Raw genomic sequence first — 22,655 nt, 5'->3', positions numbered from 1 at the left:
TGCCGGCGTTCACCCGTGACGAATGGACATGGCCGTCGTTGCGACCGCCTGCGGCGACCTGGCTGCTAATCCGGCGATACGCACGTAAAACTGGACGCTGCGTTCGGGTCGCCGGACCCGTTGTACGCCGGGTACCGCGGATACCTGCAGAGCGGCCGCTCCATTCCTTTCCCGGGATCGACGCTGCGCGTGGCGACGATCTTGCGGCTGGATGGCTTGACCCCCTTCTCGATCCACTCGAACATCGGATTCACGAGATCGACCATGTCGGGTCCACGGCCACCGTTGGGCGTGGCGGCACAATGATCATTCCCCGGAAGCACGTAGTACTCGACGAACTGATCCGCCGCGGATTGCCCGCCCGCCGAAACAACGAGCTTGTTGTAGTAGTCGGTGGTGTTATTCAGGGTGATCAGCCAGTCCGTCGTTCCGTGAAAGAGCATCAGTTTTCCGTTGCGAGCCCTGAAGCCGCCGAGATCGGGGTTGACCGCATCGATCAGGTTCGCGAGATAGTCGAGCCGCGTGGCGTATGCCTGGGGCTCCACGAGCAGTGGATCGACCGAAGGATCCTGCGCAACGAAATACCGCATGTAGTCCCCACCCAGGATCTGATAGGTGGTTCCGCCCACGGCTTGCCATGAAGCGTCGTCAGCGGTCTCCCCGCCTCCTTGGGGGAAAGCGGGCCACGTGTATCGCCCGCCCGCGACGCTTGTCGGCTCGTACAACGTTCTGGCGGACTCGAGTTGCGCGTCGGTGAGACAAGCGTCCGAGTCGGCGGCATTGCACCTCAGTGCCGTCAGGTCGACCTTGCAGGCCTCCGGCCTGCTGATGATGTTGTCCTTCAGTCCATCCAGTTCGTCGCACCGGGATTGCATGAAGTTGGCGATAGTCCGCACCTTGCCGACGCTCAAGGCGGCGCCCGGCTTTGCAAGCTGCCTGAGGATCTTTTGGTACCAGAGAAATTGACCTGTGTACGCATTTGCAGGGGCTCTGGCGATGATGCCGTCGAACAGATCGGGGTGGCGTTGAGCCTGAATCAAAGCCTGCCGCCCGCCGCCCGAGCATCCCTCATAGACGAACCTGGTGTTGTCGAGAGAACCGCCATAGCGCTTGTGCAGAATTGCCTTGGCGGAGGCGAGCACTTTTGGCACGGCAGCGTAGGCATAGTCCTCCAACATCTGCGCGTCGAGCGCGAAGGAGCCTTGGGGATGTTTCGCCGCATCGTGCCCGTGGTTCGTCGCGATGGTGGCGTAGCCCTTCTCAGCGACGCCGGGGCTATATGCCGTCTCGTAGATGATGCCGTCGAAACCGCCGCCGCCCATGAAAAGCACACGGTTGTTCCATGTCGTAGGCATTCGGACTTCGAAGGCGAGTTCCTTGGGCAGTTCACCGCGAACAACGCAGGCTTCGGGCACGGAGCCGGCCGCGGGAACCAGGGCGGCCTTCGTGATCGTGGCTCCTTCAAACTGCTTGTTCAGAAGCGCGTTGCAGGCGGCTTCGGCAGTCGTTGCCGACTCCCCGGTTGCCAGGTCGTTACCGCCACAGGACGCGAGTACCAGGCAAGCCGCAGCCGGAATGAGACGGGAACGAACGAAAGCCCTCGGGCCAACGCTGTGTGCGCCTTTATGTACCAGGCCTGCCGAACTGGTGGAAGTCGTGCTGATAAGAGTCATGTTGTCTCCGTGCGTGACGCTCGTTATGTCGCGTTCTTCGCAGCGGCAACCGCTGAATCCTCAGCAATAAGTCGTTGTTGGCTGGACCGTTGGCACCGTTGCAACCGCAGTGTCAGCCTGGTTGGTCTCGCGATCCATGTCCGCGCACTTCAGCTTGAATGAGGTCTCTGGACATGCCGCGCTAATCAGAGGAAGCCGCCCTGCCGTGGCGATACATTCCGGGGCTGGCCCCGGTCCACTTCCTGAAAGCCCGGTGAAATGCACTGGTTTCCTGAAATCCGGTGCGCGCGGCGACTTCGGCGACCGTGAGAGAACTGCTGGAAAACAGCTCGATGGCGATGTCGCGGCGCAATTCGTCTTTCAGTTGCCGGTAGCTCGTGCCTTCGGCCAGCAGGCGGCGTTGCAGCGTGGCCGAGGACAGATTCAGCAACTGCGATAGCGCGTCGAGGTCGGGCCACTCGTCAGGGACCTGGTTTCGCAAACGGCGCCTTACCACGGCAGTCGTGCTGGATTCGTTGCGATATTTAACCAGGATATTGGCCGGCGCGTTCTGCAGGAACGCATGCAGGCTCGTTTCCGTCCCGGACAGTTTGAGATCGAGGAAACTGCGATCGAACCGGATCAGGGTTTCGTCGGCGGAGAATGTCACGTCCTCGCAGAAGCGCATGCGGTAGTCGCTGTCATCGATTGGCGCACAAGCGCGAAACCTCATCTCGATCAGCGGAATCCGTCTGCGTGCCAGCCAACACGCAAGCCCGTGCACGAGGATGAACCACGTACCGTAGGCAAACAGGCGGCGCGTCAGGCCGTCGTCATGCAGGATGATCAATGCATGCTCGCCCTCGCAGCGTAGCTCCCCATGAATGTCGTCGAGAACCGCACGCAGAAACTTCAGCATGCGACGCAACGCGTGTTCCAGGTTCTCGGCATGCAGAACCGCGTGGCACATCAGCGCGTAACTGCCCCGGCGCAATGGATGGCTGTCCAGACCGAAAAACTCGTCGTCCATCAATTCGGCCAGCGCCGCCCATAGGCGCGAAAAAGCTAACGCGGGCACGCGGGCTCTCGGGGCATTCAACAATTCCGCCGCGATGCCGGCGTGCTGCAGTGCGGCCGGCACATCCAGATTACGTTGCGTGGCGACCAGAATCGCTTCACGCACCAGGCCGATAGACGTTGTGCCCTTGTCTTGAGCGTCATTCATGGTCAGGTTCCACCCACAGAAGTGCACTGATGTTAATCGCTGCCGGGCGCCAGCGAAACCTGCCACGACTGGGCGCCACCAGTCATCGGCCGACGAGCATCGCGGCAATCGAATCCCACGACATGTCCGAAAGGCTCATGCATGAAGAGGTCCATGGGCATGGGCTTACTCTCGCCTGACGCTTAGCATCACCAGCCAGTAGATCGTCGCGAACGTGTGCTCACTCCCGGGAGACAGAAGTGCGGATTCAACATAAAGGTTTCGTCGTCACAGGCGGCGGCTCAGGGCTCGGCGCCGCCACGGCGCGCCGTCTGGTGGCGGGCGGCGCCCGCGTGCTGCTCGTGGACCTGAACCACGACGCCGGGACCGCCCTGGCGGCGGAACTGGGCAGCCATGCTTGCTTCGCCAAGGCCGACATATCCGACGCAGCCAGCGCGGAGAGTGCGTTGGCCGCATTCCGCGACACCTTCGGCACGCTGCATGGCCTGATCAATTGCGCAGGCGTCGCACCCGCCGAGAAAGTGCTCGGACGTGAAGGCCCGCACGCGCTAGAAAGTTTCGCGCGCACCGTTCAGATCAACCTGATCGGCGCCTTCAACATGGTGCGGCTGGCCGCGGCCTGCATGGCCGGGAACATGCCGGAGACCGATGGCGAGCGCGGGGTCATCATCAATACCGCTTCAGTCGCGGCCTTCGATGGTCAGATCGGGCAAGCGGGCTACGCCGCCTCCAAAGGCGGCGTCGTGGCGATGACGCTGCCTATCGCGCGCGAATTGGCCCGCCATGGCATTCGGGTGGTCACCATCGCGCCCGGCATCATGGGGACGCCGATGCTCAAAGGCATGCCCACGGAGGTACAAGACGCCCTCGGCAAGATGGTCCCCTTTCCCGCGCGCCTTGGACGGCCGGATGAGTTTGCGGGCCTTGTGCTGCACATCCTCGACAACACCTACCTCAACGGCGAGGTGATTCGCCTTGACGGCGCCATTCGCATGGCGGCCAGATGAATTCAGCCTCTGGCGTACGCATGGCGATTGCTGCTGCCGCCTTGCTTCCGTTGGCTTTCGTTGGCTTCGGTCGGCTCCAGTTAACCCGACTCGCCGAATCCGGATTGGGTCAGTTGATTCATCGACCACCAAACTTTCCTCACCCCTTGCAACGCCGCCATCGAGCGGCGGATGGAGACTCGCATGCCTGCCTTTTCGACTTCCCATGATCCCGTCGTCATCGTCGCCGCCACCCGCACGCCGCTGGGTGGTTTCCAGGGCAACTTCGCCTCGCTGACAGCGCCCCAACTGGGCGCCAACGCCATCCGTGCCGCCGTGCATCGGGCCGGGCTCCAGCCGGAGGCCGTGGACGAGGTGCTCATGGGCTGCGTGCTGCCCGCCGGCCTCGGCCAGGCGCCCGCCCGTCAAGCGGCGCTGGCGGCGGGCTTGCCGGTCTCGGCGGGCTGCACCACGATCAACAAGGTCTGCGGCTCGGGGATGAAGGCAACCATGCTGGCGCACGACCTGCTGCTGGGAGGGAGTCAACAACTGATCGTGGCCGGCGGCATGGAATCCATGAGCAACGCGCCCTACCTGCTGCCCAAGGCCCGCTCGGGCCAGCGCCTGGGGCACGGCCAGATGCTGGACCACATGTTCTTCGACGGCCTGGAGGATCACTACGGCGCCGCCTCCGACGGCCGCCTGATGGGCACCTTCGCCGAGGACTGCGCGCGCCGTTTCGGTTTCACGCGTGAGGAGCAGGACGTCTATGCTTCCACCTCCACGCTGCGCGCGCAGCAGGCGCAGCGCGACGGCCTGTTCCGCTGGGAAATCACGCCCGTGACCGTGCCGGGTCGCTGCGGCGAGAAACGCATCGATGACGACGAGGCGCCAGCGAAGGCGCAACTGGACAAGATCCCCACCCTCAAGCCCGCCTTCGCCAGGGACGGCACGGTCACGGCGGCGAACTCCAGTTCGATCGCGGATGGGGCGGCGGCCCTGGTGCTGATGCGCCAGTCCACCGCGCGCGCGCGTGGTTTGGCACCGCTGGCGCTCATCCGTGGGCACGCCACACAGTCACAGGAGCCGGCCTGGTTCACCACTGCGCCCGTGGGCGCGATCCAGAAGTTGCTCGCCAAGGTGGGCTGGCAGGTGGGCGACGTGGACCTGTGGGAAATCAACGAGGCATTCGCCGTGGTCGTCATGGCCGCGATGCGTGAACTGTCGCTGCCGCACGAGCGCGTGAACGTGCATGGCGGCGCCTGCGCGCTGGGTCATCCGATCGGCGCAACGGGCGCGCGCCTCATCGTGACGCTGCTGGGCGCGCTTCGCCAGCGCGGCGCGAGGCGCGGCGTGGCGAGCCTGTGCATCGGTGGCGGCGAGGCCACGGCGCTGGCGCTTGAGATCGTCTGAGCAACATCGTTCCAACATCGTTTCATTTACAGCGCACGGGCCGTGGCATCACGATGCGATCTCGAACCGCAATCGTCGCGGCTCTCAGGACTTCACCGTCGACGGACGTTCGACCCGGCTCACCAGATAGTCAACCATGCGCTGTGCGGCCGGCTGCAACGCATCGAAACTCTTGAAGCACACGACGAAACGGCGATGTGCCCAGGCATCGGTGAGAGGAATGATCCTGATTCCAAGCGCCGGCCGATACGTCTCGGCCACCTCCACCGGCACGACGCTGATCCCGAGCCCGGCCGCGACCACGCGAAACGCCGCATCGAAGCTCGATACGATCACCCGGTAGGACACGGTCGTGCCCGCGCTCGCCGCCGCGCGCTGCAGCATCGTATGAACGGCCGTCGACGGCAGCAATCCGACATGCTCGTACTGCAAGGTCTGATCGAAGCGCAGCGACGCCTCGCCAGCGAGCGGATGATCGCGATGGACCGCGAGCGCGAGCCGGTCCTGCCGATACGGACGATGCTGAAGCCCTTGCAGGTCGACGTTATCCCAGCACACGCCGATGCTCGCCGCGCCTTCGCGTAACTGCCGCACGAGATCGGACGACAGTCGTTCCTCGACATCGACCCGGATGTTCTGATACTCGGGTTCGCGCATGAATGAAGCGATGTCGTCGAGCAGCGCCTCCGCGATCGCGGAGGCCGACGCGCACACGCTCACGCGTCCTTTCAACCCGCCGCCGAATGCGGCGACGTCGCTTGCGATGCGCTCCATCGTGAAGAGCACGTTGCGCGCGTGTTCGAGCAAGGCGATGCCCGCCGCCGTTGGCTGGACGCCGCGCCGCGAGCGCGACAGCAGCGGCACGCCCAGTTCGCTCTCAAGTTGCGCGATGCGCTTGCTGATCGCGGACGGCTCGATGTGCGCCTCGTCCGCCGCCCGCGCGATATTGCGGTGATCGCACACGGCCACGAAAAGCCGCAGCGTCTTGAGGTCGATGTCGCGCATTCGCAGTCTCCAGGTCGCTCGCTCAGACATTCCCGATTGGAACGCCAACCGTTCCAAAATACCGCTTTAAGGTTTCGTTGGAATGTCTAAAGTTAGCACAACGCCGGCAACCCGACGACCGGCACGAGACAAACGGAGACAGCACTCAATGCCCTCGTTCCCCACGAACGTCGTCATTCGCGAAGTCGGTCTGCGCGACGGCCTGCAAAGCATCCAGACGATGCTTCCCACGAAACACAAGATCGAATGGATCGGCGACGCCTACGCCGCCGGCCAGCGCGAAATCGAAGTCGGCTCGTTCGTGCCGGCGCGGCTTTTGCCGCAACTCGCCGACACCGCTGAACTCGTCGCCTACGCGAAGACGCTGCCGGGCCTCGTAGTCTCGGTGCTCGTGCCGAACCTCAAGGGCGCCGAGCGCGCCATCGATAGCGAAGCCGACGTGCTGCTCGTGCCGCTCTCCGCGAGCCACGAGCACAGCCTCGCCAATCTGCGCAAGACACCCGATGAAGTCGTCGCCGAAGTGGCGCGCATCCGGGCCGCACGCGATGCCGCCGGTTCGAAGACGCTGATCGAAGGCGGCATCGGCACGGCGTTCGGCTGCACGATCCAGGGCCGCGTCGATCAGGCCGAGGTGCTGCGCTGCATGCAGGCCTTGCTCGATGCAGGCGCGGATCGCGTGAGCATCGCCGATACGGTCGGCTACGCCGGACCCGCCGCCGTGCGCGATCTGTTCGAGAAGGCCCGCAAGGTTGCGGGCGAGCGCTTCTGGTGCGGCCACTTCCACGACACGCGCGGCCTCGCGCTCGCCAACGTGTACGCGGCGCTCGAAACCGGCGTCGCACGCTTCGATGCGACGCTCGCCGGCATCGGCGGTTGTCCGCATGCGCCGGGCGCGAGCGGCAACGCGTCGAGCGAGGACCTGGCGTTCATGCTCGCCGACATGGGCATCGAAACCGGCATCGATATTCCCGCCTTGCTGGCACTGCGCGCGAAGGTCGCGCGATGGCTCGAAGGCGAAACGCTTCACGGCGCGTTGTGGCTCGCCGGACTGCCCAAAACCTTCGCGGTTCCGGCTGCGCTCAACGCTTGAGGACATCATGAGCAACGACACCCGACTTCCCCTCGACGGCGTGCGCGTCATCGAATTCACGCACATGGTCATGGGGCCGACGTGCGGCATGATCCTCGCCGATCTCGGCGCCGAGGTCATCAAGATCGAGCCGCCCGGCGGCGACAAGACCCGCAAGCTGCCGGGTCTGGGGATCGGCTTCTTTCGCTCGTTCAACCGCAACAAGAAGAGCGTCGTGCTCGACATCAACACGCCGGAGGGCAAGGAAGCGGCGGTGGAACTGATCGGCACCTGCGACGTGATGCTCGAAAACTTCCGCCCCGGTTTGATGACAAAGCTGGGCCTCGACTACGTCACGCTGTCGAAGCCATACCCCGGCCTCATCTACGTGTCGCACAAGGGCTTTCTGCCAGGGCCGTACGAGAAGCGCCTCGCGCTCGATGAAGTCGTGCAGATGATGGGCGGCCTCTCCTACATGACGGGCCCGATCGGTCGGCCGCTGCGCGCGGGGACGTCGGTGAACGACATCATGGGCGGCATGTTCGGCGCGATCGGCGTGCTCGCCGCGTTGCGCGAGCGTGAACGCACCGGCCAAGGCCAGGAAGTACAGAGCGCACTCTTCGAGAACTGCGTGTTCCTCTGCGCGCAGCACATGCAGCAATACGCGATGACCCGCGAGCCGCCGCCGCCAATGCCTGCGCGCGTGTCGGCGTGGAGCGTCTACGACGTGTTCACGCTGGCGGACGGCGAGCAGCTTTTCATCGGCGCGGTGAGCGACAAGCAGTTCATCACGCTGTGCGAGGTGCTCGGCCGCCCGGATCTGCCAGCCGAGCCGCGCTTCGCGACCAATGCGTTGCGCGTCGCGATCCGCCCCGAGTTGCTCGACGTTCTCGGCGTCATTCTCAAGGATCATCGCGTTGAAGAACTGTCGCCGAAGCTCGAAGCGGCCGGCATTCCGTATGCGCCGATCGTGCGCCCCGAGCAACTGCTCGACGACCCGCATCTGAAGGCGAGCGGCGGCCTCGTGCCGATGGAAACCGACGACGGCGGCGTGACCGAAGTCGTGCTCCTGCCGCTGACGATGGGCGGCCGGCGTCCGGGCGTGCGCCAGGCGCTCGCGCGCGTCGGCGAGCACACGCAGGAAGTGCTGTCGCGTCTGAAGAGCCGGGTGAGCGCATGAGCTTGCGCGCTGAACGCGCATCGAATCACGGAGCGGACTAAACGGCAGATCGCTTGGGCCGTGCGCGAGCAGCGTGCGGCCCATCACCTTCATACCGGCAAGCGTGCACACAAAAGAATGCCGCCGGTGCACAAAGCAGGAGACAAACATGCAGCAGACCGTCACCGCGGGCAGCCCCCCGCTTGCGTCGCCGAACGTTCGCATCGGCATCGACCCCGGCGCGGAAATCTCCGCGCGCATGGATCGACTGCCCATCACGCGGCATCTCTGGATGCTCGTGTTCCTCATTTCGCTCGGCGGCTTCTTCGAGGTCTACGACCTGATCTTCACCGGCTATATCGCGCCGGGCATGGCGAAGAGCGGTCTGCTCAAGACCACGACGAGCGCGTTCTTCGGCTTCACCGGCATCGCCGGCTTCATCGCCGCGACGTTCGCGGGGCTCTTCGTCGGCACCTTCGGGTTCGGCTGGCTGCCGGACCGCTACGGGCGCCGCGCCGTGTTCACCTTTTCGCTGCTGTGGTACTCGGTCGGCTCCGCGATCATGGCCTTCCAGACGACGCCCGAAGGCGTGATCCTGTGGCGCTTCATCACGGGCATCGGCGTGGGTGTGGAGATCATCACGATCGACAGCTACGTCACCGAACTGGTCCCGCAACACATGCGCGGCCGCGCGATGGCGTTCAACCAGATGGTGATGTTCGCGGCCGCGCCGGTCGCGGCGATCCTCTCGTACTGGCTCGTGCCGACGACGGTGTTCGGCATCGACGGATGGCGTGTCGTGGTGCTCGCGGGATCGATCGGCGCGGTGCTCGTGTGGTTCATCCGCCGCGCCGTGCCGGAAAGCCCGCGCTGGCTCGCGACGCACGGCCACGTTGAGAAGGGCGAGCGGGTCGTCGCGAAGATCGAGGCGATCGTCACGCGCGAGACAGGCCAGCCGCTGCCGCCTCCGCTACCGGTGATCGAGCAGCCCGCGCATCGGCGCGCGTCGTTTGCGGAGCTGTTGCAGCCGCCGTACCGCTCGCGCTTCATCATGCTGATCATCTTCAACTTGTGCCAGGCGATCGGCTATTACGGCTTCGCCAACTGGGTGCCGACGCTTCTGATCGGCCAGGGCATCACCGTGACGAAGAGCCTGCTGTATTCGTTCATCATCGCGTTCGCGATGCCGGCGGGCCCGATGCTCGCGATGCTCTACGCCGACAGGATCCAGCGCAAATGGCTGATCGTCGGCGGGGCGCTTGCGGTGATCGTTTGCGGCCTGGCATTCGGGCAAGTGAAGGAAGCCGTGCCGCTCATCATTCTCGGCGTGCTGATCAGTCTCGCCGGGCAGACCATTTCCGTATCCTTCCACGCGTACCAGGCGGAACTCTTTCCGACCGCGGTGCGCTGCCGTGCGAGCGGTATCGTGTATTCGGTCAGCCGCATCGGGGCGATGATGTCGGGGTTCTTCATCGCCTTCCTGTTACGCGATTTCGGCGTTGCGGGTGTGTTCACCGGCATCACCGGCTGCATGCTGGTCGTTGCCGTGGCGATCGGCGTGTTCGGACCCAGGACCAACGGCGTTCGACTCGAGGAGCTGAATCGGTGAGTTCCATGACGCGCTCAGTTCCGCTTTCGGGCTCACGTTGCAGATGCGGTTTTCATACCGATGTCGGCAATTCCGGCTTGCGCACCGTGTGCCTTCCCTTGCTGCGCCGGATCGCGATCATGACCAGCAAGACGACGGGGGCAATCAACAATCCTTCCGCCAGTTCCGGATCGAGAGGGAAATGCAGTGTATGAAGCGCCTTGAACCCGGCCGACGCCAGCGAGAGAACGTAATAGGAGATCGCGGCCACGGACAGACCCTCGACCGCGTGTTGCAGCCTCAACTGGCTGCGCGCGGTCTGATTCATGCCTTCCAGTAAGCGGGTCGTGTCCTCTTCCTGCGCGAGGTTGACGCGCGTGCGCAGCAGATCGACGGCTCTCGCCACCCGTCCAGCGAATTGCTCGTGGCGCGCCCAGACCGTCTTGCACGTCTCCATCGCCGGAGCGAAGCGCCGCTCCATGAATTCGGCGATCGTCGGCGTCCCTTCAATGCGTTCTTCGCGCAGCTCGTGAATGCGCGCAAGCACGAGTTTTTCGTAAGCACGCGACGCGCTGAAGCGCCCGCTCGACCCCGCCAGTGACTCGATGCGCACGGCAAGATGCGTGAGACGCACCAGCAGTTCGGCATCGTTGCGGCGCCCCTGGCTCGTGTCCATGCTGTGCATCAACGGCTGAAGCGCCGACTGCAATTCGTCGAGACTTCTGCCCAGTTCGCGGGCGACCGGCAGCGCCAGCAGGGCCATCATCCTGTATGTCTCGATCTCGTAGAGGCGCTGCAGGAGACGTCCGCCCTGCTCTTCCCGGAAGCCATCGTCGATCACGAGAAATCGCGAGAAGCCGTCGGACCGGATGGTCCAGTCGCAGTAAACCTGTCCGCCGCCCAGCACCGTGCTGCCCACCAGAATGGCGCCGTCGATCCACTGACGCACGCTCTGACGCGCCGCACCGGCTGCATCGCCCGACACGAGTTCCATCCGGGCAGCGACGAACCGCTTGCCTTCAAAACCGTGAAACCATTCAGAGGGGACATGTTCCTCCGCCAGATCGGAAAAGTAGTCCGCGTCATGGCGTTGCGCGACGAACGTGAAGGTGGAGAATTCGGTGTGCCTCTCCCATTTCAATTGCTTCTCGTCATTCCACCGTGCCGAGTAATGCGTCGTTCCCTCGGCGGGAATCGCGAGGCCGGTCAGTCTGCACAGCGATCGAAGCAGTGCTTCGTGAACGGAAGGGTCGCCGTCGGCATAGATGGCAAAGTGGGTAAGCGCCACTGATCCGCCGATCCTGAGAAACGGCCGCGCATGCAACTCGCGCGCGAGGCTGGCGCGCAGAAAATGGTCCATGGCTGATCTTCTTTCTGATTGTCCTGCGCGTCGTCGCGCGATCGGGACCAACCGGCGCTAACCGGTACTAACCTGTACTATCAGGCGCTCACGAAGGCGTGGACGAGCCGGTTGAATACCGCTGGTTTCGCGACGTTCATTCCATGCGACGCGCCGGCAATGGTTTGTTTGTCCGCGTAATCGATCCAATCCGCGAGCTTTTCAACGTTGTTGCGAAACATGCGAGGGCTCTTTTCGCCCTCGATCAGCAACGTCCTGCACTTCACGTCACGCGCCGCGTCATGTGAGTACGCGGGCAAAGGATCTCTAAACTGCTTCGGCAACGTGACGGCGTTGTCGATCGCCATGGTGCGAAAGCTCGCGGGACTCTTGCGCCAGAAGCCGGGCATGCTCACCGAGTCGACGAATAGTTCCAGTCCCGCATCGATCGCACCGCTCTCGATCAGATCGGCAACCTTGGCGCGAAGCACATTGGTCGCGGGCGGCAGCGCTGCTTCCGGCGCCCGATCGATTTGCAACGGGCCGCCCGGATCAGCAAGCGTCAGCGTTTTAACCAATCGCGGATACTCGCGCGCCACGTGGAAGGCGACGCAGCCACCCCGCGAGTGCCCGACCAGATGAACCGGTCCGAGGTTCATTGCGGCAATGAACTCGGCAAGCTCCGCGACGTGCGTCTTCCAGCCGAATTCCCCTTGAATGCATGCATCGGAAGCCGGCCAGTAATGGCTGAGACTGACCGAAACGCAGAGAAAATGCTTCGAGAGAAAATCCGTTTGACCGCTCCAGTAGCGGTAATCGCAAAGCGATCCATGCACGAACACCAGTGGCGCTCCCGAACCGCTGACCACATAGGGCACGCAAATGCCGGAGGGGACGGTGGCAAAGCACAACTCCGGGACAGCAAGTATTGAGGGGTCGGTTCGCGCGTTCATGCATGGGCTCCTTTTACAGCACTATGCACGACGCAATAACCTAAGAAAATCGCGTAATATTGATGGCATCTATCGATTTATCTGATACCAATGAAAGCACTCGATCTGGACGTTCTGACAATGATCGTCGCCGTCGCCGACACGGGGAACATCAGTCGTGCGGCGGACGTCGTGCATCGCTCGCAATCGGCGGTGAGCATGCAGATCAAGACGCTCGAAACCGCGCTCGGCAAGCCGCTTTTCGTGCGCAAGCCGAGAAGCGTGATCCCCACGCAAGACGGCGAGGTCCTGCTGACGTTCGCGCGGCGCATGCTCGCGCTGCGCGATGAAGCATGGGCGGCGGTGGTCCGGCCCGACGTCACCGGCCGGGTCGTCATCGGTGTGCCGGACGACTACGCGTCGTCACTGTTGCCGTCGATTCTCAAGAAATTTTCTGCCCAATATCCGAAGGTCGAGATTCAGGTCGTCGGACTGCCGAGCGTGGCGCTCGCGCCGATGGTGAAGGACGGCTCGGTCGACCTGGTCTGCGGGACACGCGTGAAGGGCCTATCGGGCGAGTTCATCCGGCACGAACCGATGGTCTGGGCCGCGGCGCCGAGTTCGCATGACATCTGGCGCGAACGGCCGCTGCCGATTGCCGTGTTCCTGCCGGGTAGCGTCGCCCGCGAAAACGCGATCCGCAGTCTGGAGCGGGCCAGGATCACCTATCGGACCTCCTACGAGAGCCCGAGCCTGCTCGGCCTGCTCAGCATGGTCGAGGCCGGACTCGCAGTGGCGCCGCTCGCGCAATGCGCGGTGCCTGCTCATCTGACCTTGCTCGGCCACGCGCACGGCTTGCCCGAGATCGCCGCGCTGGAGCTCATACTTGCGCGGAGTGCCAAATCGAAGCGGCCGCCATGCGACTTTCTCGCCGAAAAGATCATGTCGGAACTGCGGCGTTAATCGCACAGTTGTTCGCAACGTGCCGCGCGCCGGTACAGGCCTCGTTTCAGCGCAATCGATGACGATGCGAACAGGGCGTCTCGGCGTGCGACTGCCCCATGTTCGCACCAGGGTTGCGGGTGCGGCGCCGTGCGCGTTCATGCCGCCCGCGTTCGCCCGGCTGTGAGGAGCGCAGGCTCGCCGTATGCCGCAGGTGTGGCTCGCCGATACTCCCTGAGCCTGCGGGCGTGAGTTCGCCGTCGTCATGGCGACCCGGAAAATTATTGCCGGGTTTGATCGCGGCCATCAGGGTTTTGAGTCTCTTCATCATGATCAGACGGTGCTCAACCGTGCAAGCTCGGTGTCGACCAGCAGCTTCTTCAGTTCAGGAACGCACGACCCGCAGTTACCACCGGCCTTGAGGCACGCGGTAATCTCCGCCGCGGTCTTGAGCCCTTGTTCGCGGATCGCCGCGCAGATCGTGTTGCGTCCGACACCGAAACACGAGCAGACCGTCGGCCCCGTATCGGCGCCCTTGCCGATCGGCTGTCCTGCCAGCAGACCCGCACGATCCGCTTCATCGAGCCTGTCCTTGGCGAACAGGCCCGCGAGCCACGTACGCGACGGCAACTGCGATTGCGGACGCGCCGAGACAAAGATGCAACTCTCGATACGCTCGTCCACCAGGTGCACGGCGCGATAGACGCCCGCCGTGCGGTCCTCGTACTCGAGCCAGTCGGCGTGCGGATCGTCGATACCGAACAGCGCTTGCGCCCAGCCGCCGTGATCGGCGAGCGGCTTGCGCCCCGCGAGTTCATAGCGCACGAACTGCGCGCCGTGGACGCGCGTCCAGTACGTCACGTCATCCAGCACCGGGGCGCGACGGCTCAGCGAGAAGCCGTGCCAGGCGACGTCGAACCTGTCGACGCGCACCGGCGTGTGTTTGAACTCAGGCTCCCCGGAAACCGGATCGACCACGGGATTCACCACCGCGCCGATGCGCGCGTCGGACGCGACCTGATCGTTCCAGTGGATCGGCACGAACACGCTGCCGCGCGACATGCCGCCACCATGCTGCACGCGCGCGACCATCGTGCCCCAGCGGCTCGACACGCGCGCGAGTTCGCCTTCGCGCACGCCGCACGACAGCGCGTCCTGCGGATGCAGATCGACGAAGGCTTCCGTTACGTGACCGGCGAGTTTCTCCGACTTGCCGGTGCGGGTCATCGTGTGCCATTGGTCGCGCACCCGGCCGGTATTCAGCGTCAGCGGATAGTCGTCGTCCGGCGCGTGGATCGGATCGCGCGGCGGCGTCGCGACGAAACGCGCCTTGCCGTCCGCGTGGGCATAGCGGCGATCACCGAACAGACGCGCGGTGCCGTGCGGCGCCGCGCCGCTCGCCGCCGGCACCGGCCACTGGATCGGCTGCAGCGCATCGTAACGCTCGCGGCCGAGCGCGACGAGCCCGCCCAGATTGAACACGCGCGGCACGTTACCGTCGGTTTGTGTTTCGCGTGCGGCCTCATGGCTGTCAGCGGTCGCGCCACCGTTGCCGGGGTCGTTCCGATAGGCGCTCAGCCGCGCATGCTCGTCGAAGATCTCATGCGCATCCGAGAAATCGAAGCCGGCATACCCCATGCGCTGAGCGACGTCGCAGATGATGCGCCAGTCGGCGCGCGCTTCGCCCGGCGGCGGCAGGAACGCGCGCTGGCGCGAGATCCTGCGCTCGGAGTTGGTGACGGTGCCGTCCTTCTCGCCCCAGCCGAGCGCCGGCAGCAGGACGTGAGCGAACGCATTGGTGTCCGTGTTCTCGACGATGTCGGAGCTGACGACGAGTTCGCAGCGCGCCAGCGCGCGCTTCGCCTGATCGCCGTCGGGCAGGCTCACGACCGGGTTCGTGCCCATGATCCAGACGGCCTTGATCTGGCCGCGCTCGATCGCCTCGAACAGTTCGACCGCCTTGAGTCCCGGCCGCTGCGCGATGGCGGGCGAATCCCAGAACGTCCGCACGAGTTCTCGATGACGCGGATTGTCGAGTTCCAGATGAGCCGCCAGCATGTTCGCGAGGCCGCCCACTTCACGCCCGCCCATCGCGTTCGGCTGGCCGGTAAACGAAAACGGGCCCATTCCCGGCTTGCCGATGCGGCCGGTCAGCAGATGGCAATTGATGATGCTGTTGACCTTGTCGGTGCCGGAACTCGACTGGTTCACGCCTTGCGAATAGACCGTCACCACCCGCTCGGTTCGCGCGAAAAGCCGATAGAACTCGAGCAGATCGTGCGGGTCGAGCTTGCAGGCCTCCGCGCATTGCGCGAGGTCGAAGCCGTTCGTCACGTCGGTCGAAGCGGCATCGAGCGCCTGCGCGTAGCCGGTCGTATGCGCATCGACGAAGCCCGCATCCGTCGTGTCGTGTTCCGCCAGAAAACTGAGCAGCCCGTTGAACAGCCGGACATCGGTGCCCGCCTTCAGCGGCAGGTGCAGGTCGGCCATTTCGCAGGTCGCGGTATAGCGCGGGTCGATCACGACGACCTTCATATCGGGTCGCGTTTCCTTGATCTTGACGATCCGCTGGAACAGGATCGGATGGCACCACGCGGTATTCGATCCGACCAGCACGACCAGGTCCGCGAGTTCGAGGTCTTCGTAGCACACCGGCACGAGGTCCTCGCCGAACGCACGCTTGTGCCCCGCCACCGACGAGGACATGCACAGGCGCGAATTGGTGTCGATGTTCGCGCTGCCGATGTACCCCTTCACCAGCTTGTTGGCGACGTAGTAGTCCTCCGTCAGCAGTTGTCCCGAGACGTAGAGCGCGACCGCCTCCGGGCCGTGCCGATCGATGATGCGGCGCAAGCCGCCGGCGACCGTGTCGAGCGCATCGCTCCACGACACGGCGCGCAATGCGCCGCCGCCGGGCTCGCGCAGTTTCGGCTGCAGCAGGCGTCCGTCGAGTCCGACCGTCTCGCCGAGCGCCGAGCCCTTCACGCACAGGCGGCCGGCGTTTGCCGGATGGCGTTCGTCGCCGGCAATCTCGGGCGGGCCGTCCGGGCGCGGGGTCGCGCGTACGCCACAGCCTACGCCGCAGTAGGGACAAGTGGTCCTGACAGCGTCGCGGCTGCCATCGGACGCGCTGGAAATAGCGATGGGAAAACTCACGTTGCGTTCCGGTTCAGGCGGGCTGCGTCTCGCAGAGGGCTTTGCCGAACAGCAACTGGCTGCGCAGCGATGAAATGTCGGTCCGGTTCTGGATCAGCTCGAAATACCACGCGCCTTCCTTGACGTCGCCATAGAGCACGGCGCCGACCACCCGGTTGTCCTCGATCACGAGGCGCTTGTAGACGCCGCGTCGCGGATCGCGCAGCACGAGGTCCTCGGAATCCGGGCCGCCGATGAAGTCGCCGGCCGAATACAGTTCGACGCCGGTCACTTTCAGCTTGGTCGCGGTCGCGCGCTGCACGTAACGGCGGTGGCCCGCGCCGGCGAGATGTGCGCCGCAAACGCGCGCCTGATCCCAGATCGGCGCGACGAGGCCGAAGGTCGCCGTGCGATGCTGCACGCATTCGCCGACGGCGTAGACACGCGGATCGTAGGTCTGCAGGGTGTCGTCGACGACGATCGCGCGCTCGCAGTGCAGACCCGCCTGTTTCGCGAGGTCGATGTTCGGGCGCACGCCGGCCGTCATCACGACGAGGTCTGCGGGAATCTCCGTGCCGTCGTCGAAACGCACGGCGGTGACGCGCTCCGGTCCGACGATTTCCGCGGTGTTAGCCCGCAGCAGGAAACGCAAGCCCTTGCGTTCCAGCGCCTGCTGCAACAAGGCCGACGCGCTCCTGTCGAGCTGACGCTCCATCAGGCTGTCCATGACATGCACGACCGTGACCGACATGCCCTGGCGCATGAGTCCGTTCGCCGCCTCCAACCCGAGCAGTCCACCGCCGATCACCACGGCGTGGCGATGACTGCGCGCCGCGGCGAGCATCGTTTCGACATCCTGGATATCGCGAAACGCGATCACGCCCGGCAGGTCGTGGCCCGGCACGGGAATCAGGAAAGGCTTCGAGCCGGTCGCGAGCAACAGCCGGTCATAGCCCACCTCGACGCCGCTTTGCGAACGCACGATGCGGCGTCTGCGGTCAATCGCAATCACTGGATCGCCGGCATGCAGCCGGATACCGTTCTGCGCATACCAGTCGCGCGTATTGAGGATGATGTCGTCGACCGTCTTCTCGCCGGCCAGCACCGGCGAAAGCAGGATGCGGTTGTAGTTGCCGTACGGCTCCGCGCCGAATACGGTGATGTCGTAAAGATCCGGCGCGAGCTTCAGCAATTCCTCGACGGTGCGCATGCCCGCCATGCCGTTGCCGATCACGACGAGGCGCGGGCGGGAAGGCGCGCTGAGCGATGCGCCTCCCGAAGTCTGCACGTCGACTTCACGTTTCATGCCGCGACCCACACCGTGCCGCTCTGCACGCGCACGGGGTATGCGCTGACGGAATTCTCGGGCGCTTCCAGGCATTCGCCGGTGCGCAGATCGAAGTGATGCTTGTAGATCGGCGAGGCGACCACGAGCCGTTCGCCGAGGCTGCCGATCAGGCCGCGCGAGAGCACCGCCGCCTGCGAGCCCGGATCGAAGTTTTCGATCGCGTACACGGCGGTGTCCTCCGCATCCTTCTCATGCCTGTTCACGTGAAATACCGCCACCTGTTCGCCGTTGACGAGCGCGCAGACGCCCGTATTCGGAACGATGTCGTCGAGGGTGCAGATCGGTGTCCAGGCGCGCGGCAGGCGGTCGTTGTTCATCGCGGAACTCCTCAGTGAATGAGCAAAATGAGTGGGGTAAAAAATCAGACCGTCTCGACAACCACGGGAATCGACACCAGCTTCGCTTGCCGTTCGACCGGCGTCGCGGGACGGATCTGTCCGCGCTCCTCGACGAACGTCACGGTGTTATCGGCCTGATCGCTGTTGACGAAATGGCGGAAGCGCTTGCGCGTTTCAGGATCGGTCACCGCCTTCTTCCATTCGCATTCGTAGGTCTCGACCACGTGCCGCATGTCCGATTCCAGTTCCGCCGCCACGCCCAGGTGGTCGTTGACCACCACGTCGATCAGATAATCGAGGCCGCCTTCGAGGCTCTCGCGCCACACGCTGGTGCGTTGCAGACGGTCGGCGGTGCGCACGTAGAACATCAGGAAGCGGTCGATGTAGCGCACCAGCGTTTCGCGATCGAGGTCCGACGCGAGCAGTTCCGCGTGGCGCGGCTTCATGCCGCCGTTGCCGCACACGTAGAGGTTCCAGCCCTTCTCGGTGGCGATCACGCCGACGTCCTTGCCCTGCGCTTCCGCGCATTCGCGGGTGCAGCCCGACACGCCGAACTTGATCTTGTGCGGCGTGCGCAGGCCCTTGTAGCGGTTCTCCAGTTCGACCGCGAGGCCCACCGAATCGCCGACGCCATAACGGCACCACGTCGAGCCCACGCACGACTTCACGGTGCGCAGCGCCTTGCCGTATGCATGGCCCGATTCGAAGCCGGCGGCGATCAGTTCTTCCCAGATGAACGGCAGCTGTTCGACGCGCGCGCCGAACAGATCGACCCGCTGGCCGCCGGTGATCTTCGTGTAGAGGCCGTATTTCTTCGCCACCTGGCCGACCGCGATCAGGCCGTCCGGCGTCACCTCGCCGCCCGCCATGCGCGGCACGACCGAGTAGGTGCCGTCGCGCTGGATGTTGGCGAGGTAGTAGTCGTTGGTGTCCTGCAGCGACGCGTGCTCCTTCTTCAGCACGAACTCGTTCCAGCACGACGCGAGAATGCTCGCCACCGTCGGCTTGCAGATGTCGCAGCCGAGCCCGCGGCCGTGCTTCGCGAGCAGTTCGCCGAAGCTGCGCACGCCCTCGACGCGCACGATGTGATACAGCTCCTGGCGCGAGAACGGGAAGTGCTCGCAGACGTGGTTGTTGACCGCGAGGCCCTGCTTCTTCATCTCGGCCTTCATCACCTGCGTGACGAGCGGCACGCAGCCGCCGCACGAGGTGCCGGCGCTGGTCGCGCCCTTGAGCGCGCCGATGTCGGTCGCGCCCGCGCAGACGGCGGCGCACAGATCGCCCTTCGAGACGTTGTTGCACGAGCAGATCTGCGCGGCCGCGGGCAGCGCGTCGACGCCGAGTCCCGGCTTCGCCTTGCCGTCGCCTTGCGGCAGGATGAGGAATTCGGGCGCTTCCGGCAGCTCGATGCGGTTCAGCATCATCTGCAGCAGCGTGCCGTATTCGCTGGCGTCGCCGACCATCACGCCGCCCAGCAGATACTTGCCGCATTCCGACACCACCAGCTTCTTGTAGACCTGCTTGCGCTCGTCGCTGAACTGGTAGGCGCGGCTGCCTGGCGTCGTGCCGTGCGCGTCGCCGATGCTCGCGACGTCCACGCCCATCAGCTTGAGCTTCGTGCTCATGTCGGCGCCGGCGAATTCGGCCGGCTCGCCGAGCAACTGCCTGGCCACCGTGCGCGCCATGTCGTACCCCGGCGCGACGAGACCGAACAGTTGACCGTTCCACAGCGCGCATTCGCCGATCGCGTAGATGTGCGGGTCGCTCGTGCGGCAGGCGTTGTCGATCACGATGCCGCCGCGCGCGCCGAGCGTCAGGCCGCTGTCGCGCGCGAGGTCGTCGCGCGGACGGATGCCGGCGGAGAACACGATCATGTCCGTGTCGAGATGCGTGCCGTCGGCGAACTGCATGCGGTGCGTGCCGTTTTCGCCATCGACGATCGCCGTGGTGTTCTTCTGCGTGTGCACCGTCACGCCGAGTTCCTCGATCTTCGTGCGCAGCACGCGGCCGCCGCCTTCGTCGACCTGCACGGCCATCAGGCGCGGCGCGAATTCCACCACGTGCGTCTGCAGGCCCATGTCGCGCAACGCCTTCGCGCATTCGAGACCGAGCAGCCCGCCGCCGACCACCGTGCCGGTCCTCGAGCGCGCGCCGCATTCCTGCATCGCTTCGAGATCGTCGATGGTGCGGTAGACGAAGCAGTCGGCGCGCTCGCGGCCTTCAACCGGCGGCACGAACGGATAGGAACCGGTGGCGAACACCAGCCTGTCGTACGGCAGCGTCTCGCCGGTCGATACCGTCACGGTGCGCGCGGCGCGGTCGATCGAGACGGCCTTCGCGTTCAGCTTCAGCAGCACGTTCTGGCGCTCGAAGAAACCGGGCTCGACCAGCGACAGGTCGTCCGCGCTCTTGCCCGAGAAAAATTCGGACAGATGCACGCGGTCGTAGGCGGGACGCGGTTCCTCGCACAGCACCGTGATGTCGAGGCCGTGCGCCGCGTCCTGCGCGAGGCATTCGACCAGTTTGTGACCGACCATCCCGTGACCGATAACGATGATTTTCATGACCGCGCTTTCCTCAATGTGCTGGGCTGGATTCGCCACCGCGTGGCAGATGGCGAAAGTGATTCGGAAAAATAAAAAAGCGTCCCGCGGATGCAATCGCCTGTGCGACTGAATTCGTGGGACGCCGTTGTCCAAAAACAGTGATCGGGGGAGAAACCTATTGCTGCAAGCTGGCCGGATCGCCCTTGATCCGCCGCCTCTTCAACGCAAAGCCCATGCCAAACGACGAAAAACCGCGCCGCCGCCCCGCCCGGTGGGCTCGCGACACATATCGCAACGCGCGACCGGTCAGCGGGAGTTGACGCATTCCGATGCACGGAGGCGCAATGATGGTGCGACGCAGCACCTTCTCCGTGCAACGCGCCACTTCAGACGCGGCGTGTTTCGCGCCGCGAGAGTCGGTGGGGCGCTCGTCTTCGCGACTTGTCGCGGCTTCATCGGTGAAGGCTCGCGCGAGGGCGAGTCCGTCAACTGGCAACGCCTTGCGTGCTGGCGGCGGCCAGCGCGCGCTCTCTGAGCGCCGCCTCGCGTGCCGTGTGTTCGCTGCTGAAACGCACTGCCAGCGCGCACAAAGCGGACAACGTGACGAGGACACCCAGCATCGCCAGCGTTTGCTGGACGCTGCCGATGCCTTTCATCAGAAACCCGGCGGCCACCGCGCCGACGTTGCCACCGGCGCCGATCACGCCCGCCACGCCGCCCAACGCCTTACGGTCGATGAACGGCACCAGCGCGTAGGTCGCGCCGCAAGCCATGTGCGTGAACAGACCGAACACCAGCATGGCGATCACGGCGAGAGCGATGCCGTCCGCGTGCGCGAAGGCCACGAGGCCCACGCCTTCGCCGACCATCAGCCCGAACAGCAAGGTTGAACGGACGCCGAGACCTCGATGCGTGGCAACCTTGTCCGACAGCCAGCCACCTAGCGCGCGGGCAAACAGCGCCAGCAGGCCGAAGCTGCCGGCAGCCATGCCCGCGGCCTTCAGCGACAGATGGAAATGATCGACGTAATAGATCGCCGCGACGTTGTGAATGAAAACCTCGACGCCGAAACAGGCTGCGTAGGTGATGAACAGCATCCACACGCGATAGTTCGCGCAGGCCGCGCGAAAGCTCGCCCAACCTCCCTTCTTGCCGCCCTCGATTGGAATGCCGCGCGCTCGCAGTTGCGCGAAGTTTCCTTGCGGGCAATCCTGCGTGAAGCGCCAGTAACACACCGCCATGACCGGCATCGCGAGGGCCGGCACCACCAGCGCGAGGCGCCATGCCGAGGCGTGCTCCACACCGAGCGCCATGATCGCCGCCAGTAGCAAGGGCACGAGTGCCTGCGCCGCGCCCGCGCCGGTATTGCCCCATCCGGCGGTCGCCGCGTTGGCGGTGCCGACCACGTTCGGCGCGAACATCATGGACGTGTGGTACTGGCTAATGACGAAGCAGGCGCCGATCGCGCCGATGCACAGACGGCACAGCAGGAAGCTCTCGTAGCCGGTGGAAAGCGCGGCGCCGAGCAGCGGAAATACACCCGCGAGCATCAGCCCGCAATAGACCTTGCGCGGGCCGTAGCGATCGCATAGCGGACCCACCACGAGACGCACGAGGATCGTGACGGCGACCGCCGCGATGCTGATATTGGCGACCTGATCGACGGAAAGCCCGAACTCGCGCTTGATGAGCGGCATCAATGGCGCACAGGCGAACCATGCAAAGAAGCAGACGAAAAACGCCATCCAGGTCAGATGGAAAGCGCGCATCGGTGGCGTGCGCAGGCTGAAGAGTTCGATGCGAGTTGCTTTGTCCGTCATCGTCGTTCCACAAAAAGAAAAAGCGTCCCGCGAGCCCGGTCAGATGACCGGGTTCGGGGGACGCCGTTGTCCAAAATGCCGTAGGGGTTGTTGCGTGTACTTCGAATGAAGCTAGATCGACTTTGATCCTATGCGGCTCTGTATGCACATGCCGTGCC

At 64.7% G+C, this 22,655-nt stretch carries 16 protein-coding genes; 6 read left to right on the top strand and 10 right to left on the bottom strand.

Annotation, left to right across the window (positions count from 1 at the left end; all coding sequences use genetic code 11):
- Window positions 1-65: 65 nt before the first annotated feature.
- Both CUJ90_RS25520 and CUJ90_RS25515 read right to left on the bottom strand, forming a co-directional pair.
- Entirely contained in the window at window positions 66-1,673 is a 1,608-nt protein-coding gene (locus CUJ90_RS25520; protein WP_073428976.1) for a tannase/feruloyl esterase family alpha/beta hydrolase, read from the bottom strand.
- A 181-nt stretch (window positions 1,674-1,854) separates the two neighbouring features.
- A complete protein-coding gene (locus CUJ90_RS25515; protein ID WP_083081543.1) occupies window positions 1,855-2,877 on the bottom strand; it encodes an AraC family transcriptional regulator in 1,023 nt (340 codons plus the stop codon).
- Between the two features lie 239 nt (window positions 2,878-3,116).
- Between CUJ90_RS25515 and CUJ90_RS25510 the strand changes: the two genes are divergently transcribed.
- Window positions 3,117-3,884 carry an SDR family NAD(P)-dependent oxidoreductase gene (locus tag CUJ90_RS25510; RefSeq protein WP_083081545.1) on the top strand — a complete coding sequence of 256 codons (768 nt, stop codon included), beginning with the start codon at window positions 3,117-3,119 and terminating at the stop codon, window positions 3,882-3,884.
- Between the two features lie 183 nt (window positions 3,885-4,067).
- Window positions 4,068-5,276: an acetyl-CoA C-acyltransferase gene (locus tag CUJ90_RS25505; protein ID WP_083081547.1), complete on the top strand. Its 1,209-nt coding sequence runs from the start codon at window positions 4,068-4,070 to the stop codon at window positions 5,274-5,276.
- Window positions 5,277-5,360: 84 nt separating this feature from the next.
- Here CUJ90_RS25505 and CUJ90_RS25500 read toward each other — a convergent pair whose 3' ends face one another.
- On the bottom strand, window positions 5,361-6,281 hold the full coding sequence (locus CUJ90_RS25500) for a LysR family transcriptional regulator (RefSeq protein WP_073428980.1): 921 nt from the start codon (window positions 6,279-6,281) through the stop codon (window positions 5,361-5,363).
- 148 nt (window positions 6,282-6,429) lie between these two features.
- Between CUJ90_RS25500 and CUJ90_RS25495 the strand changes: the two genes are divergently transcribed.
- The 3 genes from CUJ90_RS25495 to CUJ90_RS25485 all read left to right on the top strand — a co-directional run bounded on the left by CUJ90_RS25495 (window position 6,430) and on the right by CUJ90_RS25485 (window position 10,118).
- Entirely contained in the window at window positions 6,430-7,371 is a 942-nt protein-coding gene (locus CUJ90_RS25495) for a hydroxymethylglutaryl-CoA lyase (RefSeq protein ID WP_083081549.1), read from the top strand.
- Between the two features lie 7 nt (window positions 7,372-7,378).
- Window positions 7,379-8,530: a CaiB/BaiF CoA transferase family protein gene (locus CUJ90_RS25490; RefSeq protein WP_083081551.1), complete on the top strand. Its 1,152-nt coding sequence runs from the start codon at window positions 7,379-7,381 to the stop codon at window positions 8,528-8,530.
- A gap of 148 nt (window positions 8,531-8,678) precedes the next feature.
- Window positions 8,679-10,118, top strand: a complete 1,440-nt coding sequence (locus CUJ90_RS25485; RefSeq protein WP_083081553.1) for an MFS transporter — start codon at window positions 8,679-8,681, stop codon at window positions 10,116-10,118.
- A 52-nt stretch (window positions 10,119-10,170) separates the two neighbouring features.
- Here the strand turns inward: CUJ90_RS25485 and CUJ90_RS25480 are convergent, their stop codons facing one another.
- A complete protein-coding gene (locus CUJ90_RS25480) occupies window positions 10,171-11,457 on the bottom strand; it encodes a DUF3422 family protein (RefSeq protein ID WP_083081555.1) in 1,287 nt (428 codons plus the stop codon).
- Window positions 11,458-11,537: 80 nt separating this feature from the next.
- Window positions 11,538-12,389 carry an alpha/beta fold hydrolase gene (locus CUJ90_RS25475; protein ID WP_073428985.1) on the bottom strand — a complete coding sequence of 284 codons (852 nt, stop codon included), beginning with the start codon at window positions 12,387-12,389 and terminating at the stop codon, window positions 11,538-11,540.
- Between the two features lie 90 nt (window positions 12,390-12,479).
- Here CUJ90_RS25475 and CUJ90_RS25470 point away from each other — a divergent pair, with 90 nt between their 5' ends.
- Window positions 12,480-13,331, top strand: coding sequence for a LysR substrate-binding domain-containing protein (locus CUJ90_RS25470; RefSeq protein ID WP_176035744.1), 852 nt, complete (start codon window positions 12,480-12,482; stop codon window positions 13,329-13,331).
- 312 nt (window positions 13,332-13,643) lie between these two features.
- Here the strand turns inward: CUJ90_RS25470 and CUJ90_RS25465 are convergent, their stop codons facing one another.
- The 5 genes from CUJ90_RS25465 to CUJ90_RS25440 all read right to left on the bottom strand — a co-directional run bounded on the left by CUJ90_RS25465 (window position 13,644) and on the right by CUJ90_RS25440 (window position 22,497).
- On the bottom strand, window positions 13,644-16,466 hold the full coding sequence (locus tag CUJ90_RS25465; RefSeq protein WP_114164151.1) for a nitrate reductase: 2,823 nt from the start codon (window positions 16,464-16,466) through the stop codon (window positions 13,644-13,646).
- Between the two features lie 13 nt (window positions 16,467-16,479).
- A complete protein-coding gene (locus CUJ90_RS25460; protein ID WP_114164150.1) occupies window positions 16,480-17,751 on the bottom strand; it encodes an NAD(P)/FAD-dependent oxidoreductase in 1,272 nt (423 codons plus the stop codon).
- Window positions 17,748-18,110: a nitrite reductase small subunit NirD gene (gene nirD / locus CUJ90_RS25455; protein ID WP_114164149.1), complete on the bottom strand. Its 363-nt coding sequence runs from the start codon at window positions 18,108-18,110 to the stop codon at window positions 17,748-17,750. The genes CUJ90_RS25460 and nirD overlap by 4 nt, the downstream gene beginning before the upstream one ends.
- Window positions 18,111-18,154: 44 nt before the next feature.
- Window positions 18,155-20,695 (bottom strand): nitrite reductase large subunit NirB, encoded by a 2,541-nt coding sequence (nirB, locus tag CUJ90_RS25450; protein ID WP_114164148.1) that lies wholly within the window; start codon window positions 20,693-20,695, stop codon window positions 18,155-18,157.
- Window positions 20,696-21,162: 467 nt separating this feature from the next.
- The gene (locus tag CUJ90_RS25440; RefSeq protein WP_073430718.1) at window positions 21,163-22,497 is read right to left on the bottom strand and encodes an MFS transporter; all 1,335 of its coding nucleotides are present in this window, start codon (window positions 22,495-22,497) and stop codon (window positions 21,163-21,165) included.
- Between the last annotated feature and the right edge of the window lie 158 nt (window positions 22,498-22,655).

It is taken from the genome of Paraburkholderia terricola (genome assembly GCF_003330825.1).
Taxonomy (GTDB): Bacteria; Pseudomonadota; Gammaproteobacteria; order Burkholderiales; family Burkholderiaceae; genus Paraburkholderia; species Paraburkholderia terricola.
Note: the sequence above shows the minus strand (reverse complement) of the source record. Positions and strands in the feature narration are given on the sequence as shown.